This is a genomic window from Prolixibacteraceae bacterium, from assembly GCA_019856515.1.
In the GTDB taxonomy this organism is placed as follows: domain Bacteria; phylum Bacteroidota; class Bacteroidia; order Bacteroidales; family Prolixibacteraceae; genus Halosquirtibacter; species Halosquirtibacter xylanolyticus.
The window spans coordinates 1,963,125-1,980,579 of record CP082230.1; the positions used below are offsets into that span (position 1 = coordinate 1,963,125).

Consider the following 17,455-nt stretch of genomic DNA (forward strand, 5'->3'; position numbering starts at 1 on the left):
AAACCATGAACCAAAGCCAAACAATACTAGTCATCAATAAAAAGATCTGCTGTACTAACATTGCTAAGATGGCAGAGAAATGTAAAAAGAACAATGTGTCCTTGCGCCCTCACGTAATGACACATCGTTCTACACAAATTGCCTCATGGTTCAGAACATATGGGATTGACAAAATTGCAGTCTCTTCCTTTAATGTTGCGGAGTATTTTATGGAACATGGCTGGGACGATATTACCGTAACTGTTCCGTTTAACATACATCATCTTGACCAACTCAACCAATTAAATGAAAAGATTAAACTTCAAGTTGTAGCGGAGCATCTTTCGACCCTTGAGAAGGTAGAAGCACAGATCACCAAGCCAATATCGATATACCTTAAGATTGATACAGATGGAGAAATCCTTGGGGTAGCTGCGAGCAATACGGCTAAGATTGAGAAGATCATTCAATTTCTTCATGCCAAAAAGGATAAGTTTATCTTCAAAGGCTTTCTAGCCCACCCGTATCATACATTCTTATGTAAGACAAGGCATGGGGTAAATAGTATTCATTATGATACAATACTTCAACTAAGAAAGTTACGTAATATGTTTCAATCCTACTTCCCCAAGATGGAGTTGGTATTGGGAGATACCCTGTCAGCTCTTATATGTAACGATTTTAGAAACATTAGTGAGATACAACCCAGTACCTTTGTTTTTAATGATGCTTTAACGTGGAAAATGGGAGCATGTAAGCTTGAAGATATTGCGTTGCGAATACGTACTACTGTCATTGCAAAAAACAAGGCCAGAAATGAGATCGTCATTCAATCAAATGAGCAACATTTAACCCGAAATAGTTATATTAATGTCGATGGAAAACCACTGTATGGTAGAATCATAAAGAAAGTTGAGAATAAAGATATTCTTCTTGGAGAACTAAATTATATCCATAAGATGTCTTTGACCCATGCTACCATTAAGGTTACTCCCAGTGAATTCTTCAAGATTAAAAGAGGTGATACTATTGAGGTGATTCCCGTAAAAGCACCTGCAACTTTTAATAGTTGTCAATGGGGCTTAACAGAAGAGCAAGAGGTGATTCATACCATGCCACAAAAGAAAGAGTGGGAGGCATATAAACAGAAATAAGGAGGATATATTGATCCCCCTTATTATATTGTTTATGCCATATTTTCTTATAGATGAGGATATGCAACAGGCTTTCCTGTTTCTCTATCCAATGGTGTTTGTGCGTCAACACTTTTCATATGAGCCACCAATTTATCACAAAGCTCCTTGGCTTTCTTAGGATTAGAAAGGACAATATTATTTCTTTCCGCGATATCTTCCTTTAGGTTATACAGCTCTGCTTTTCCTTCATCGTAGCTATACAACAACTTATAGTCGCCAATACGAATGGCAGTATATGGTTTAACATCGGGATATATTCTTCGGATACTAGGCCCAGCCCAATAGTGTGGGTAATGCCATACCATCGGAACATCTCTCTTTAGGTGTTTCTTTCCATTAAGTAGTGGAGTAATGGAAGTTCCATCAGACACATAGTCTTGTGGTAAAGTAACACCGGCGATCTCCGCAAAAGTGGTAAATAGATCATCGGTAATTACAGGCTCAGAAACTCTCTTAGCTTGACTGGTGACACCAGGCCAAGAGACTAACATAGGAATACGTATTCCTCCTTCATATGATCCACCTTTACCTAAACGAAGAGGGAAACAAGAAGTCGCATAAGGACCATCTTTTTTATTTCCACCATGGGTTACCAAGCCTCCATTATCTGAGATAAAGAAAATAGCAGTGTTGTCTAATTGTCCATTCACTTGAAGTGCATCCATGACACGACCTAAACTTGCATCCATACTTTCAACCATTGATGCATAACGAGCTTGAGTTCGGTTGTAGCCCAATCCTAAATACTTATCCATTAACTCAGGGTGCTCCATTAGCGGAGTATGTAATGCATAGTGAGATAAATCGATAAAGAAAGGATTTTCTGAATGTGTCGAAAGAGAGTCGATCATATTGACTGCGACAGATGTTAGCGCATCGGTTAAGTATACACTATCTTTGTAGAAAGCCTCTAGACCTGGCACATGATGACTCGACTTTGGTTTACCATAAGGCACATAATAACTTCCAGGATGTCCAGCATGATGGGAAGCAACAGAGACATCAAAGCCAATATTCTTTGGATCGGCAGCATACGCACCTTTGTCACCCAAATGGCCTTTTCCGATGATTGCAGTAAAGTAGCCAGCCTGCTTTAACACTTGAGGAAGGGTTAATTGACTTTTAGATATACCAGGTACATTCCATTTTGGAACCAAATACTTTTGGTCTTTAGGTTTCCCGACACGTTCTCCAGGTATCCAGTTAGAGATTCTTGTTCGCATAGGATTTTGTCCTGTCATGATAGCTGTTCGTGTAGGAGAACAGACAGGACTCGATGCATAAGCATCCGTAAAAACAACGCCTTTAGAAGCCAAGCGCTCCATATTGGGAGTTTGATATAGACGGTTGGTAGGAACAGAGGCTCCCCACATTGGAATAGAGCTATCCTGCCATCCCATATCATCAACAACAAAAAGTAGAATATTGGGTTTCTTCTCAATTTTTCGTTCAGGCTTCTTTGCCATTGAACTTAAAGGGCAAGCAATCATACTTGCCGCCATTAATTGTACTCCTATTTTCAGTTTACTATTCATAACCCTGTTTTATTGGTTAAGATAAAAATAGTAGAAAATACAATGACATCAAAATAAAGAACGTGCCATTACAGCACGCTCCTTATTTGGTACTACCACCCAACATTCTCGTTGGTATTCCAAATAGAATCAGGGGCAATATTCTCTTTTTCAATATCCTTAAAGTGCTTGTATGTTCCTACAGTCAACTCATATGTTGAAGATTCATCACATACAATCATTGACTGAGAGTGCAATTGCAACGCACTAATTGTCCACATATGGTTTACACCTTCTTCCACAGCATGACGAAGAGCACGAGACTTATTGTGTCCTGTTATAAGAATCATAATCTCTTTAGCGTCTAACAAAGTACCAACACCAACGGTTAGTGCTTTCTTTGGGACTTGGTTAATATCATTATCGAAGAAACGAGAATTGGCTACAATAGTATCTTGATTCAACTCTTTATCTCTTGTTCTTGAAGCCAATGAAGATCCAGGCTCATTAAATGCGATATGACCATCAACACCAACACCACCCATGAATAGATCAATGCCACCATAAGAGACAATCTTCTTCTCATAACGTAGACACTCTTCTTTCATGTTTGCAGTATTTCCATCTAAGATGTTTACATTTTCAGGTTTCACATCTACATGAGAGAAGAAGTTATTCCACATAAATGAATGATAGCTTTCTGGGTGATCTTTCGATATACCTACATACTCATCCATGTTAAATGTAACCACATTTGCAAATGAAACTTTCCCTGCATTATAAAGCTCAATAAGTGCTTTGTATGTTCCTAGAGGAGTTCCTCCAGTTGGAAGGCCTAGAACAAAAGGCTTCTTTTCAGTTGGGTTGGCATCCGCAATACGTTTTGCGATATAGTTGGCACTCCACTGTGCAACATTAGATGGTTGATCTTGAATTATTAACCTCATCTTTTATAACTTTGATTCTACAGATTGTTATTATCTTAAAAAGTTCAAAGATAAAAAAATAGGCTATAGAACATATAATTCTATAACCTATTCACATTATCATTTTTTATTATTTCGAAGTTCTATAAATAAGTCAACAACTTCTCAACCCAAGGCATAATAATTGGGGCAATAATTGCTGTTAAAACACCGTTCATGGCCAATCCTAATGCTGCATAAGCACCATGCTGTTCACTCTTCGGTGCAATCTTAGCTGTTCCAAGTGCATGTGAAGCAGTACCGATGGCCATACCTTGCGATTTAGCATTAGTAACACCAATTAGTTTCATAAAGCCTTCACCAATAATAGCACCAAGAATTCCCACTGATACTACAATTCCAGCTGTCAATGCAGGAATACCACCTAAGGCCTCAGTTACCCCCATTGCGATTGGTGTTGTTACCGATTTAGCCGCTAAAGAGAGATAGACCTCTTTTGAAGCACCAAACATAAATGCTATCAATACTGCCGATACGATTCCTGAAACACTTCCAAGTATCATGGCAGACATAATACGCTTCCAATCCTTTTTAATTCTCTCAAGTTGAAGATAAAAAGGTACGCCTAGAGCAACCACTGAAGGGTTAAGCCAAAAGCTAATAAATTTTGTTTTTGTATTGTAATCGGCATAAGGAATTCCAGTTATCAATAAAAACCCAATACATACCCCCATGGATACAAATACTGGATTAAATATAAAAATAGGATACTTTTGGTAAACTACCTTTGCCAAAATAAATACAACCATGGTGAATGCCACCAAGAATGATATACTATTCAAAAATTCCATGTTATTTCCTCCTTATTTTATTTACGACCTGATACGAGACCTGTTACAGCCATTACAATTAATGTACTTAAAACAGATGCTACGACAATAGGAACCCACTCTTTTTGAATTATGTCCCATTGCACCATCAAACCGACCCCCGCTGGTATAAAGAAGAATGCCATATTTTGAATTAAGAAATCACTTGCATCCTTTACCCAATTAAGCTTGACAATTTTAAACTCAAGACATAATACAAGGCAAAGCATACCTATGATACTTCCGGGTACTGGTACTCCCAGCACCCATTTTAGCCCCTCCCCAAGAGCTAAAAAAGCTAGAATAAAAGCTAGCTGAGTGAATTTAGTCATCATATGCAATTAAATTTACTAGTTCGTTGGAATAAATATAACACAAAAATATTAGCACGTAAGATTTATTGAAATGTATTAAATAACATATGGTTAAGTAAGAACCTCTCATTAACCACTACAGCCCCTTATACATCAACACATTAACACCTAAAGCATGTTATATAACACGCGAATAATATAGTTTTTTTACCGTATATTGCAAAAGCTTCGAAACTCCAAACTAATGCTTAATAAATCCAAATAAAGCATTTAGACCTCATTATCCTTCCGACACTAGTTGTCACATTAAATATATCAAACTTAATTAGTTGTAACATATAAACATGTACAGATGTTCTAATAGAGCATCAAGATTATAAGATATACTTAATATCAGGAAGTAACATACTGAATATACATATACAAAAAAAGGAAACATCTCTGTCTCCTTTTTTGTATTCAAACCTAATTACTGATGGTAATCATTCGTTAAATAAATAATTCACTATTCACCTTCTTCATCCAATAATATTAACTCTCAATTCTATAACAAATGGAGAAATTTCAATCACAAATAAAAGGATGATAACACCCAATTATTGAAACGAAGTCAGTATTCATAAATACAACGACTACCGAGAAATACTTAAAATTGAATCTAAATCTAAGCAATCAGTTTCACTTATCAAAACTTTTACCCTATTTTATTACGATAAGACACAAATATCACGCATTATCTTTCTATTTAAAACATGAAACTTACACTACATTATGTAGAATAATAAAACCAGCAACAAATGCGACACACCGTTAGGGAGCCTATGTTTAGATAAAAAAAAAGAGCGTTCAAATCGAACGCTCTTTAATGGAAAAAAATATAATTTAGGAGTAATAAAATCCGAATTATTTTTCTAAAAAAGCATCAATGCTTTCTGCAGCATCACGACCACTTCTCATAGCTCTGACCACTAAACTTGCACCTGTGGTAACATCACCAGCAGCAAAGACTTTGCCTAAGCTAGTAACATTTTTAGTGCTAGATACATTTCCTCTTTGATCTAGTTCAACACCTAATGAATCAATAAGTCCTTTGTGAATAGGACTAACAAATCCCATCGATAAGAATACTACATCTACATCAAGAATCTCTGATGATCCTTCAATTTCAACAGGCATATATCGACCATTCTTACTCTGCCATTCCACTTGTACTACTTCAACCTGCTTGATTGCGCCACCTTCACCAATAAAACGTTTTGTAGACAAGCTCCAACGTCTTTCACAACCCTCTTTATGAGAACTTGAAGTACGTAGTACATTTGGCCAATATGGCCAAGGATTGTCCTCAACTCTTTGCTCAGTTGGTTTAGGCATAATCTCAATCTGAAGAACAGACTTCGCTTTCTGGCGAATCGAAGTACCTACACAGTCAGAGCCAGTGTCTCCACCACCAATTACAAGTACATGTTTATCTTTAGTAGAGATCTTCTCCTGATCGAAGGCTTCGCCACCGATAGCTTTATTTTGCTGCGATAAGAAATCCATCGCAAAATGAACTCCTTTCAAGTCACGTCCTTCTACTTGAAGGTCTCTAGGCTTCATCGCACCACAAGCAAGTAATACAGCATCATACTGCTGATCTAACTCTTCATGGGTGATATCTACGCCTACTTCTGTGTTAGCTTGAAAATGAATTCCTTCTGATTTCAACACAGATAACCTTCTATCAATAATATTTTTGTTCAGTTTGAAATCAGGAATACCATATCTTAATAAACCACCAAACTTACTATCTTTCTCAAATATGGTCACTTCATGACCGGCCTGATTTAACCAATAAGCAGAAGTTAATCCAGCAGGTCCTGAACCAATTACAGCCACTTTCTTTCCACTACGACTAGATGGCTTCTTAGGGACAGCATATCCCTCTTCGAATGCTCTTTCTACGACTGAAGCCTCATTCTCTCGAATAGTTACAGCCTCATCATGAATGGCCAACACACATGATTTCTCACATGGTGCAGGACACACTCTTCCTGTAAACTCAGGAAAAGGATTGGTAGTGGTAAGGATGTGGTATGCCTCTTCGTGTTTACCATGATAGATGGCATCTTGCCATTCAGGCATTTTACTACCAACAGGACACCCCCAGTGACAAAAAGGTACACCACAATCCATACAACGAGAAGCTTGCAACTGTCTGTCTCTCAGATTCAATGTTTGCTCTACCTCTCCAAAATCATATATTCGCTCTAATACAGGGCGGTATCCGCCCTCTTTTCTCTCTATTTCAATAAAACCTTTAGGATTACCCATGATCTTTAATTTTAAATCGTTTCACTTACTTTTTCATTCACCATCACAGACTACTCATGTCTAGATGGATCGTCTTCCGCTAACTGAAGCTTTCGATTCAGTTCAGCAAGCTTCATCTCATTTAAAACTTTCTTATACTCTAGTGGAATTACTTTGATGAACTTAGTCAAGCTCTCCTCCCAGTTGGAAAGGACATTTGCTGCCAAAGAACTCTGTGTGTAATCCATGTGGTTACTAATGATCTGTTGTAGTTCACGAATATCCGAACGATCCTCCACTGGACTCAATTCAACCAATCCTTTGTTACAGAAATACTCAAAATCACCATTTACATCATACACGTAAGCAATACCTCCACTCATACCAGCAGCAAAGTTTTTTCCTGTTTCACCAAGAACAACCACACGACCACCAGTCATATATTCACAACAGTGATCTCCACTACCTTCGACTACTGCAGTGGCACCTGAGTTTCTTACAGCAAAACGTTCTCCTGCAATACCTCTAATATAGACCTCACCGCTAGTTGCCCCATATAATGTAGTATTACCAACAATAATATTATTCTCTGGTACAAAAGTCGAAGCCGATGGGGGCACAACAATTACACGACCTCCTGAAAGACCTTTACCCAGGTAATCATTAGAATCCCCTTGTAAACGGAAGGTGATTCCTTTGGTTAAGAATGCTCCAAAACTCTGTCCTGCGGATCCATGGAAGATAGAGTGGATCGTATTATCTGGTAATCCTTCTTCTCCATACTTTTTAGATACTTCACCTGACAGAAGTGCTCCTACAGTACGATCAGTATTCTGAACAGGAAAGTCAAACCATACCATATCTTTATTTTTGATCGCTTTCTTTGCCATCTGCAACATCTGAGTATCTAACAACTTAGAATAGTCGCGATCCATCATATGTGTATTATGGATATCAAATTTCTTTGCTTCAGCAGGAACATGAATCAATTTCGACAGATCAATACCTTGCATCTTCCAGTTCAATAAAGAGTCATCCGTTTCAAGAAGATCAGCACGTCCTACGATATCATCAAACTTCTTAAATCCAAGCTCTGCAAGGTTCTCACGAATCTCTTCAGCAATGAATGTAAAGAAGTTAATTACATTTTGTGATTTACCCAAGAATCGTTGTCTTAGCTCTTCACTTTGGGTCGCGATACCTGCTGGACAAGTATTCAAGTGACACTTACGCATCATAACACAACCAAGAACAATCAATGCAGAGGTAGAGAATCCAAACTCTTCAGCTCCCAATAGCGCAAGCTTAACCACATCCGTACCATTCTTTAATTGACCATCAGCTTGTAGCTTCACACGACCTCTTAAGTTATTCATCACCAATGTTTGCTGAGTTTCAGCAATTCCCATCTCCACAGGCAGACCTGCATGTTTGATAGAACTCATTGGAGAAGCTCCAGTACCTCCGTCTGATCCACTAATCACGATCAAATCAGAGTGGGCTTTCGATACCCCAGCAGCGATAGTTCCAACTCCCACTTCAGATACCAATTTCACTGATATTTTCGCTTGTGGATTCACACACTTCAAGTCATAAATCAACTGAGAAAGATCCTCAATAGAGTAGATATCATGATGTGGTGGGGGTGAGATCAATGTAATACCTGGCGTTGAATTACGCGTCTTTGCAATGATTTTATTCACCTTAAATCCAGGTAGCTGCCCACCTTCACCAGGCTTTGCTCCCTGAGCCACTTTAATCTGTAACTCATCCGCATTTACCAAGTAGTTGTTTGTCACCCCAAAACGTCCTGAAGCAATCTGCTTAATCGAACTTCTAGTGTTTCTAGAGAATCTTGAAGGGTCCTCCCCTCCTTCTCCTGTATTACTTCGACCACCAATAGCATTCATAGCCATAGCCAAAGCCTCATGCGCCTCTTTAGAGATAGAACCATAGGACATTGCTCCTGTAACGAAACGCTTCATAATGTTCTCTACTGGCTCCACTTCAGAGATATCAATAGGATTCTTCTTCCACTTTAACAGACCACGAATAAATGCAGGTTTCGCGTTCTCCTCATCCACAAGCTTACTATATTTCTTATACATCTTATAGTCATTCACTTTAGTAGACCACTGTAGAAGACCTATAGATTGTGGATTCCAAGCGTGATGTTCTCCATCCTGACGGTAAGAGAACACCCCACTTGATTTAGGAGTATATTTAGCTTCGGTACTCTCAAATGCTTGATCATGGAAATGTACAGCCTCTTGGTAGATCTCTTTATAAGATATACCACCAATTCTTGATGGCGTTCCTTTGAAGTACTTCTCCACTAACTCATCACCGATACCTACAGCTTCAAAAAGTTGTGCTCCATGATAAGAACGTAATGTTGAAATTCCCATCTTAGATAATACCTTAAGAAGACCTGCATCGATCGACTTAATAAAATTCTTACGTGCTTCTGCATAATCCTTGTTAATCTCTCCTTTAGAAACCATCTCATTGATGGAAGCAAAAGACAAATATGGATTGATTGCACTCGCTCCATAACCGACAAGTAGCGCAAAATGCATTACCTCTCTAGGCTCAGCACTTTCAACGATTAAACCTACTTGCATACGCTTCTTCTTCTCAATTAAGTAATGATGAACTGCTGAGGTAGCAAGAAGCGATGGAATTGGTGCCATTTCAGGACTTATATGTCGATCTGATAGTATAATAAAATTCTTATTTTGATCGACAGCCTCTTCCGCCTTTTTCAACATCACATCAATAGCCTTCTTTAATCCCTTTTCGCCTTCAGACTTACGGAATACCATAGGTATGATTGCATGAGTAAAAGAATCATGCTTCAGATCTTTAATCTTACCAAGATCTGTATTTGTAATGATTGGGCTATCAAATTTGACCAATTTACAGTGTTCAGGACTGTCATCAAGGATGTTGGTACTCAACGATCCAATATAGTTGGTTAGTGACATCACCAATCCCTCTCTGATAGGGTCAATTGGTGGATTTGTCACCTGTGCAAATAGCTGTCTAAAATAAGAGAACAGACGTTGTGGTTTCTCAGAGAATACAGCAAAAGGAACATCATTACCCATAGAACCAGTAGGCTCTTTGCCTGTCTCAGCCATAGGCTTAAGCGTCTGAGTTAAGTCCTCTTTCGAATATCCAAAGGTCTTCGAATAGAGTGCATACTCTTTTCCCATGCTTGATGGAACTCGCTGTTTCACCTCTAGTTGATCCATCATCAAACGATTCTCTTTCAACCAGTTTACATATGGATAACGACGTGACAGGTCGGCTTTCACCTCTTTATCTGGGATAATAATACCTAATTTGGTATCCACCAATAGAAGCTTCCCTGGACGTAAACGTCCTTTCTCTTTAATCTCCTCTGCTGCAAAAGTTTGAACTCCCACCTCAGAACCCATCACAATCATATCATTTTTTGTGATCACATAACGTGAAGGACGCAATCCATTACGATCTAAGGTTCCACCAATGTAACGTCCATCAGAGAAGACAATAGAAGCTGGACCATCCCATGGTTCCATTAAAGTTGAATGATATTCATAGAAACCTTTTAAACTCTCAGGAATAGGGTTCTTCTTATTAAATGATTCTGGAATCAACATACACATCGAGTGAGGCAACGAACGCCCAGTCATATGTAAGAACTCCAATGTATTATCTAACGATGCAGAATCAGACTTCCCTGGTTCTACCACAGGATACAATTTCTTGATTTCATCACCGAAAACTTCTGATTTGAAGAGACTCTCACGTGCTCCCATCCAAAGACGATTACCCTTTACCGTATTGATCTCACCATTATGTGCCATCATACGGAAAGGCTGTGCCAAATCCCATGTTGGGAAAGTATTGGTACTAAAACGACTATGTACTAAAGCGATAGCACTCTTAAAATCAGGATCCGTAAGATCCTTAAAGTAATCTCTCAACTGATCAGGAGTCAACATCCCTTTGTATATGATTACTTTGGAAGAGAGACTACAAACATAAAATGCTTCCGCCTCCTTCAATGTAGAGTTACGAATCTCATCCTCGGCCTGTTTTCTCACTAAGTAAAGCTTACGCTCCAATACATCTCTCTCGTAGTTACCAGTATAGAATACCTGCTGAATAGATGGTTCAGTACGTAGAGCAATTTCTCCTACGTGACTACTATCTACAGGAACATCTCTCCACTTTAGAAGAGTCAACCCTTCTGCCACTGCATATTTATCCAACACTTGGCGACAAAGTGCAGCTTCGTCTTCTTCATTAGGAAGAAAAATTAACCCTGTACCATAGGTTCCTTCATTCTCTGGAACACCAATACCTTTGTCCACATAAAAGCTATGAGGTACTTGAAGTAAGATCCCCGCTCCATCACCCGTTTGATTATCGGAACTAGTTGCTCCACGATGATCCATATTACGAAGGACGACAAGTCCTCGTGTTACAATATCATGGGATGGTACCCCTTTAATTTGTGCAACAAAACCAATTCCACACGCGTCATGTTCATGGACAGAATCATAAAGACCCTGAGCCTTAGGAAATCTTCTCTGCATAATATATCGTATTTTACTTGTATTTTAGAAAACGAAATTCACATCCTGGAGTACTATCTTTTGAAGTAACAAGAAACCCAATAGCATAAATTACAATCATTAAGTAATTTGACAGTTTTTTCCAGAATCTGTAAGCAAATATACAATTCAAATATATTATTACAAATATTACAAACGTTTTAAAACATAAAAACAACATTAACCCCCCTTGCTTATAGAAATAAACCACGACATATCAAGGAGTTAGCAACATATTAAATTATTGTTAACAAAAAGAGAAGTAAACTTACAAATCGTCAATATAATGACAATATGAGACCATAATGAAAGAATTATCGCTTTTATCCTTTCTTATATATTGAAAGCAGATATCACATATTACACATCTTCATCAGCAAAATTGAATAGTTTAAATGTATATGATATCTATCAACAGTAGAGAGGAGCATTCCATGTCGGAAGATATAAAGGTAGCGTAAATTGAATATTATGGATTATGGCTCTTTCCGAAACTTGATGTGTGACCATATTAAATAGAACAATACTCATATACCATTATCACATCCGATGACATCAATATCACCTTACTCTGACCAACAAGCTAATTGCTCCTGCTTTTCCCCTGAGATGGCTCGAAGTTCATTCAAAGTTCACTCGAAGTTCATTCATCGATTTCCCATTTTGGGTGATGGAATTTCGAATATACTTAGAATGATACCCAGGAAAAAGCAGGTGATGGTAGTATGTTAGTCAGGTGATGGTGGCTTTAAGGGTTCTTTATGAATCTCTATTTATCTAAAACATCTTAAACTCACAGGTTGTATCCTTTAGGACAATATTTCAATGATTCGTTATCCTCTTCCATCTTGAATGTGTTGTCCAATAATCACCCTGCCTTAATAGGCATCTAAACTCTTCTATGTTACTAGTTTTGATGAAGGCGATATGTGGCATGGAGAATACAGGAGTGTGATTGCAATCAATTCTGTCTCCGAGCTGGAGCTGTACGTTCCTCTGAGGGGGCATAAAGAGCATGAATTACCTCATTAAGGTGGTTCATGGTTCTTATGATAACTTGGATAGAAAAAGTGCTTCTACTTTAGGAAATAACAGACATCTTAGATAGGGTTTCCTTCGTAGTTTATTGATACTTCAAGGATACTTCATTGATAGTTCATTCATCAAAAATGTTTAATAGATCAATATTCTATTGTCATGCTATAGGTTTGGTGATGCAAAAGAGTTAAGAAACCATAACGATATGTGTTCGTGATATTTTTGATGAAATTATTATCGTAATGGGTTCAAAAAGCTTAAACCTACAATAAACGATGGTCTGTTTGTCGTAATTTAATTGGAGAATATAGCTTTGCATTGATGATTTGGTTGCAACCATATGTGGTTACCCTCCAAATATCGGAAAGAGCCAAAATAAAATTATAGATCTCTATATCTAATAGTGTTCATTCATCTGTAAAATCCCAAAAACACTCCTCTTTTAACTCTTTCGATATAAACTTTATGGCAGCATTATCCACCCGATAACTTAGCTCCTTCTTAAGAGAATACTCTGATTACGAAATATCCTTTGGCTTACACTGTTTCTTTCGTTTGTGATGGGTCGCCCATTTTCCTGAATAATACCCCATAGTAAAGGGAATAACTAGAATTACGACAAATAGCAGTATGATATATATAAGAATAGAAGATATCGTTTCCTTTACACTACGAATAGCTTCTTTTGTGACATCTACTGCCATCTCATTTACTTTCACAAAAGCAATCTCCCTCTCTCTCTGTATCATGGAATCAAATGCTAAACGCTCACGAAGAATCATTGAATCTAAAGCTACCCTTTCATGGTGGATTGTTCTAAGCGAATTGGCCCACTGTATATCTATATTACGAAGAAGTGGGGTTGTTTCAGCGACCAAACGATCTAACCCTTCTTGGAACATTTCAGGACTCTCTTCAACAATCTTATTAAATCGCTCGATCTGGATTTGAATAGAGTCTAATGTAGCCTGTATATTCACCGAATCGATTCCAGCACTCATCGCAATGATTTGCGATTCCCATTTCACTTTCTTCGGCAAAGCATTGCTATTGAATTTCACTCTATTGCTAAAATCTGACATAACCTGAGATAGGGTACCAGTAGTTTTTACGAAGGAGGTGTCGGGTATTCCTTCGTACTCAGTATAATCACTAAAAGGGCTATCTCTCTCAAGATCTATCGAAGTAATTAAATGGTTGCTGCTGTATTCATCAACAAATTTCTTCTTTCTCGAATAGTGGGTAATTCTTAAAGTTCGCTTGGCAAAAGCATCAAAATCCTCTTTTACCTTGGTAACTTCCGATCTCAAATAGACTGAGTGTTTACCTATTATTTTCGCCATGTCATCATTAGACAGATACGACGATACCTGAGACACATATATCCAGGTATCAATTAATGCATAGATAGGAGGATTTTGGTATACCGTGGCTTCCATACCACTTACGAAATTGAGTTTCAATCTCAACGTAGCCTCTTTTAATTCTAAAGAAGTAGTGTTATTTCTTATCGAATCACAAATGTCATTAAAAGCGAGTATCGACAGACTTCCTTGCCTTTGAAGCAACTCTCTTGTGTTTACTTCATAATTTGACAACGGAACTTGTTCAGTTTCAAACTTCAATAAAGAACAACTAGTAAATAGTAATGAAACAAAAGCAATCAGACCGTATCTTAACATCTTTCTATTATTGATTATTATAATTTTAAATTCATTCATGATTGATCTCTTTAGAAACAACTAGCATGCCACACTCCTTGGGCTTTGGAATAAAATACTCCATTTATAGAAGTTTAATACGAATTACATTTAAATTGAGGGATAATCTCATTGCGAATATATTTTGTTTTGACAAGGCAAAAGATAAAAGCATCACCTTGTCCATATTGATCTTCTTAAACAGAGAATATCAATATGAAACAAAAAAACATCCCATTTTTTATTCACAGTATCTCTATCGCCCTATAGTAGCAACATGGGGATCCTATGAATTGTTTTTAATATCAGTTTATATTAACCCAACGACTCAATTTCGATAAATGATTTTTAGCAAATATCATATAATCAATGACATATATTTTGTGTGATATCGTTATATTGACGTCGGGCTAATACTATATTTTCAGCACCTTGACAATGATCAGTGTTTTATTCACAAAAGAAGTGTAATATCACGGTTCCGTAAGAATTTGTAGTAGTTTCGTCGGGGAAAGGGTACCATGATTTATGGTGAATTAAGGAGGAAAATCCCTCATGATTTAGATTGTATTGGATGATCTAAATTTCTTATTACATCAGTATAAGTACATGTCATTTGTTGATTATAAGATCGATTCACAAAATAGTCGATTATTTTAAAACATATTTGCGAACACGATAAACCTACATTGTTTATGAAGATAGCGGAAAAAAAACTTCGATATAAGATTTACGAGAGTATAGAAGAGCTGCCGGAAAACTTACAACTTCTTTTAAAGAATGCTCGTAAAGAGACACAAAATGCATTTGCTCCTTATTCAAACTTTAAGGTTGGAGCAGCACTGCAATTAGAAAACCAAATGATCATTGGAGGGAACAATCAAGAAAATGCAGCCTTTCCATCAGGATTGTGTGCAGAAAGAACGGCTATTTTTTATGCACAAAGTCAATATCCCAATGTACCAATTGATGCAATAGCCATCACTGCATTCTTTAAAGATAAAATTACAGACGAAACGATTAAGCCATGCGGGGCATGCTGTCAAGTACTCTCAGAAGCAGAAAAAAGAGGGGGAAAGAATATGACTATCGTCTTGGATGGACAAAAACAGATTGAGGTAATTGAAGGAGTGAACATGCTACTCCCCTTCCGATTTTCGGGAGAGGAGCTAAAACATCTCTAATAATTCTTAGCAAAGAAGTTCCATACGGCATCATCAGGTGGTGTAGCCACAATATTCACAGCCTCTTTTGTTACCGGGTGCATAAATGAAAGGTTGCGTGCATGTAAGTGTATTCCTCCATCGGGATTAGAACGAGAAGCGCCATATTTTAGATCTCCTTTAATATGTAATCCAATGGCTGCCAGTTGTGCTCTAATCTGATGATGTCGTCCTGTATGTAGATCCACTTCAAGTAGGTGGTACTTAGTAGATGATCCTAAATAGCGATACGTTAGCGCTGCCTTCTTTGCTTCTGGACGATCTTTTAAATAGGCATAGGACTTGTTCTGCTTGGTGTTACGTACCATAAAATGCTCTAGCCTTTGGGTAGATACTTCAGGCTTCTTATCTACAACCACCCAATAAGTCTTCTGCATATCTGACTTACTCTGGAACATCTTATTAAGGCGTGTCAATGCTTTGGATGTTTTGGATAATAACAGGACACCAGAAGTAGGACGGTCTAAACGATGCGGCAAACCAAGGTAGACATTACCAGGTTTATTGTCTCGTTTCTTGATAAAAGCTTTAACCACATCCGTCATCGGAGAATCGCCCGTTTGGTCTCCTTGTACTATGGCACCCGAAGGTTTGTTGACTGCAATCAGATGATTGTCTTCAAATAGAATTGGATACATATCACATATAAAAGAACAATCAGGCAGATCGCCTGATTGTCATACTGTAACTACTTATAATTTAATACTGTTCTCTTTCATTAGGGAAATCAACAGACTTTACATCAGAAACATAGTTTCCAACCGCTCCGATGATCTCAGCTCCAAGATTGTGATAACGACGTAAGAAACGAGGAGAGAACTCTTGTGTAATACCCAACATATCGTGTACTACCAATACTTGTCCATCTACTTCACTACCAGCACCAATACCAATCACAGGAATCTTCACTTTACTCGCTACTTTAGCTGCCAAACTTGCAGGAATTTTCTCTAAAACCAAAGCATAACAACCTGCCTCTTCAAGAAGTCTTGCATCATCAATTAGCTTTTCAGCTTCTTCATCCTGTTTAGCACGCACCGTATATGTTCCATACTTATGAATCGACTGAGGCATCAGACCTAAGTGACCCATTACAGGAATACCAGCACACAAAATACGCTTTACAGATTCTATAACCTCTTCTCCACCTTCCATCTTTACAGAGTCGGCATGCGTCTCTTTCATAATACGAATAGCAGATGAAAGCGCCTCTTTAGAGTTTCCTTGGTAAGAACCAAAAGGAAGATCCACTACGACATGTGCACGGTTCACTGCTTTAACAACAGAGCTTCCGTGGTAGATCATTTGATCAAGAGTGATAGGTAGTGTCGTTTCGTTACCCGCCATTACGTTTGATGCAGAGTCCCCAACCAAAATGACATCGATACCAGCTTGATCAACCAATTTTGCAATACTATAATCATATGCGGTTAGCATTGCAATCTTTTCCCCTTTAAGCTTCATCTCTGAAAGCACGTGGGTTGTAACCTTTTTTACCTCTCTATGTACAGACATTACCTTTATTTATTGATAGAATATCTGCAAAATTATGAAATAAGATTTTATTCCACACCATAAATAAGGGTCATTTATTGAGATAAAATATAATGGGGATGCTGACATTATGCACAAAATTGACATAAAATAGTCATTTTGACACACTGTCATGTGCTATTTTCAGGGGAGTGTTAAAACATTACATGACAATTTTGCATATTTATCGCCGTATTTGATTTTGGCACACCATTTGATATTTAACCTATCGAAAGCGCGAATAAAAGACATTCCAAATGC

General features: G+C 37.8%; 11 protein-coding genes. 2 read left to right on the forward strand and 9 right to left on the reverse strand.

Annotation, left to right across the window (positions count from 1 at the left end):
- Positions 1-5 precede the first annotated feature (5 nt).
- A complete protein-coding gene (locus K5X82_06930) occupies positions 6-1,133 on the forward strand; it encodes an alanine racemase (protein ID QZT38622.1) in 1,128 nt (375 codons plus the stop codon).
- A 47-nt stretch (positions 1,134-1,180) separates the two neighbouring features.
- Here K5X82_06930 and K5X82_06935 read toward each other — a convergent pair whose 3' ends face one another.
- The 7 genes from K5X82_06935 to K5X82_06965 all read right to left on the reverse strand — a co-directional run bounded on the left by K5X82_06935 (position 1,181) and on the right by K5X82_06965 (position 14,459).
- Positions 1,181-2,710, reverse strand: a complete 1,530-nt coding sequence (locus K5X82_06935) for a sulfatase (protein QZT38623.1) — start codon at positions 2,708-2,710, stop codon at positions 1,181-1,183.
- Between the two features lie 92 nt (positions 2,711-2,802).
- Positions 2,803-3,636, reverse strand: coding sequence for a glucosamine-6-phosphate deaminase (locus K5X82_06940; protein QZT38624.1), 834 nt, complete (start codon positions 3,634-3,636; stop codon positions 2,803-2,805).
- A 122-nt stretch (positions 3,637-3,758) separates the two neighbouring features.
- Positions 3,759-4,457: an LrgB family protein gene (locus K5X82_06945; GenBank protein ID QZT38625.1), complete on the reverse strand. Its 699-nt coding sequence runs from the start codon at positions 4,455-4,457 to the stop codon at positions 3,759-3,761.
- Between the two features lie 26 nt (positions 4,458-4,483).
- The gene (locus K5X82_06950; protein QZT38626.1) at positions 4,484-4,819 is read right to left on the reverse strand and encodes a CidA/LrgA family protein; all 336 of its coding nucleotides are present in this window, start codon (positions 4,817-4,819) and stop codon (positions 4,484-4,486) included.
- 882 nt (positions 4,820-5,701) lie between these two features.
- Positions 5,702-7,114, reverse strand: a complete 1,413-nt coding sequence (locus tag K5X82_06955; protein QZT38627.1) for a glutamate synthase subunit beta — start codon at positions 7,112-7,114, stop codon at positions 5,702-5,704.
- 50 nt (positions 7,115-7,164) lie between these two features.
- Positions 7,165-11,682 carry a glutamate synthase large subunit gene (gene gltB / locus K5X82_06960; GenBank protein ID QZT38628.1) on the reverse strand — a complete coding sequence of 1,506 codons (4,518 nt, stop codon included), beginning with the start codon at positions 11,680-11,682 and terminating at the stop codon, positions 7,165-7,167.
- Between the two features lie 1,574 nt (positions 11,683-13,256).
- A complete protein-coding gene (locus K5X82_06965; GenBank protein QZT38629.1) occupies positions 13,257-14,459 on the reverse strand; it encodes a hypothetical protein in 1,203 nt (400 codons plus the stop codon).
- A gap of 674 nt (positions 14,460-15,133) precedes the next feature.
- Here K5X82_06965 and K5X82_06970 point away from each other — a divergent pair.
- Positions 15,134-15,622: a cytidine deaminase gene (locus tag K5X82_06970; protein QZT38630.1), complete on the forward strand. Its 489-nt coding sequence runs from the start codon at positions 15,134-15,136 to the stop codon at positions 15,620-15,622.
- Here the strand turns inward: K5X82_06970 and K5X82_06975 are convergent.
- Together K5X82_06975 and panB are read right to left on the reverse strand one after the other, a co-directional pair.
- Positions 15,619-16,299, reverse strand: coding sequence for an RNA pseudouridine synthase (locus K5X82_06975; GenBank protein QZT38631.1), 681 nt, complete (start codon positions 16,297-16,299; stop codon positions 15,619-15,621). The two genes, K5X82_06970 and K5X82_06975, sit on opposite strands and share 4 nt — an antisense overlap.
- Positions 16,300-16,360: 61 nt before the next feature.
- Positions 16,361-17,176: a 3-methyl-2-oxobutanoate hydroxymethyltransferase gene (gene panB, locus K5X82_06980; GenBank protein ID QZT38632.1), complete on the reverse strand. Its 816-nt coding sequence runs from the start codon at positions 17,174-17,176 to the stop codon at positions 16,361-16,363.
- Positions 17,177-17,455: the final 279 nt, after the last annotated feature.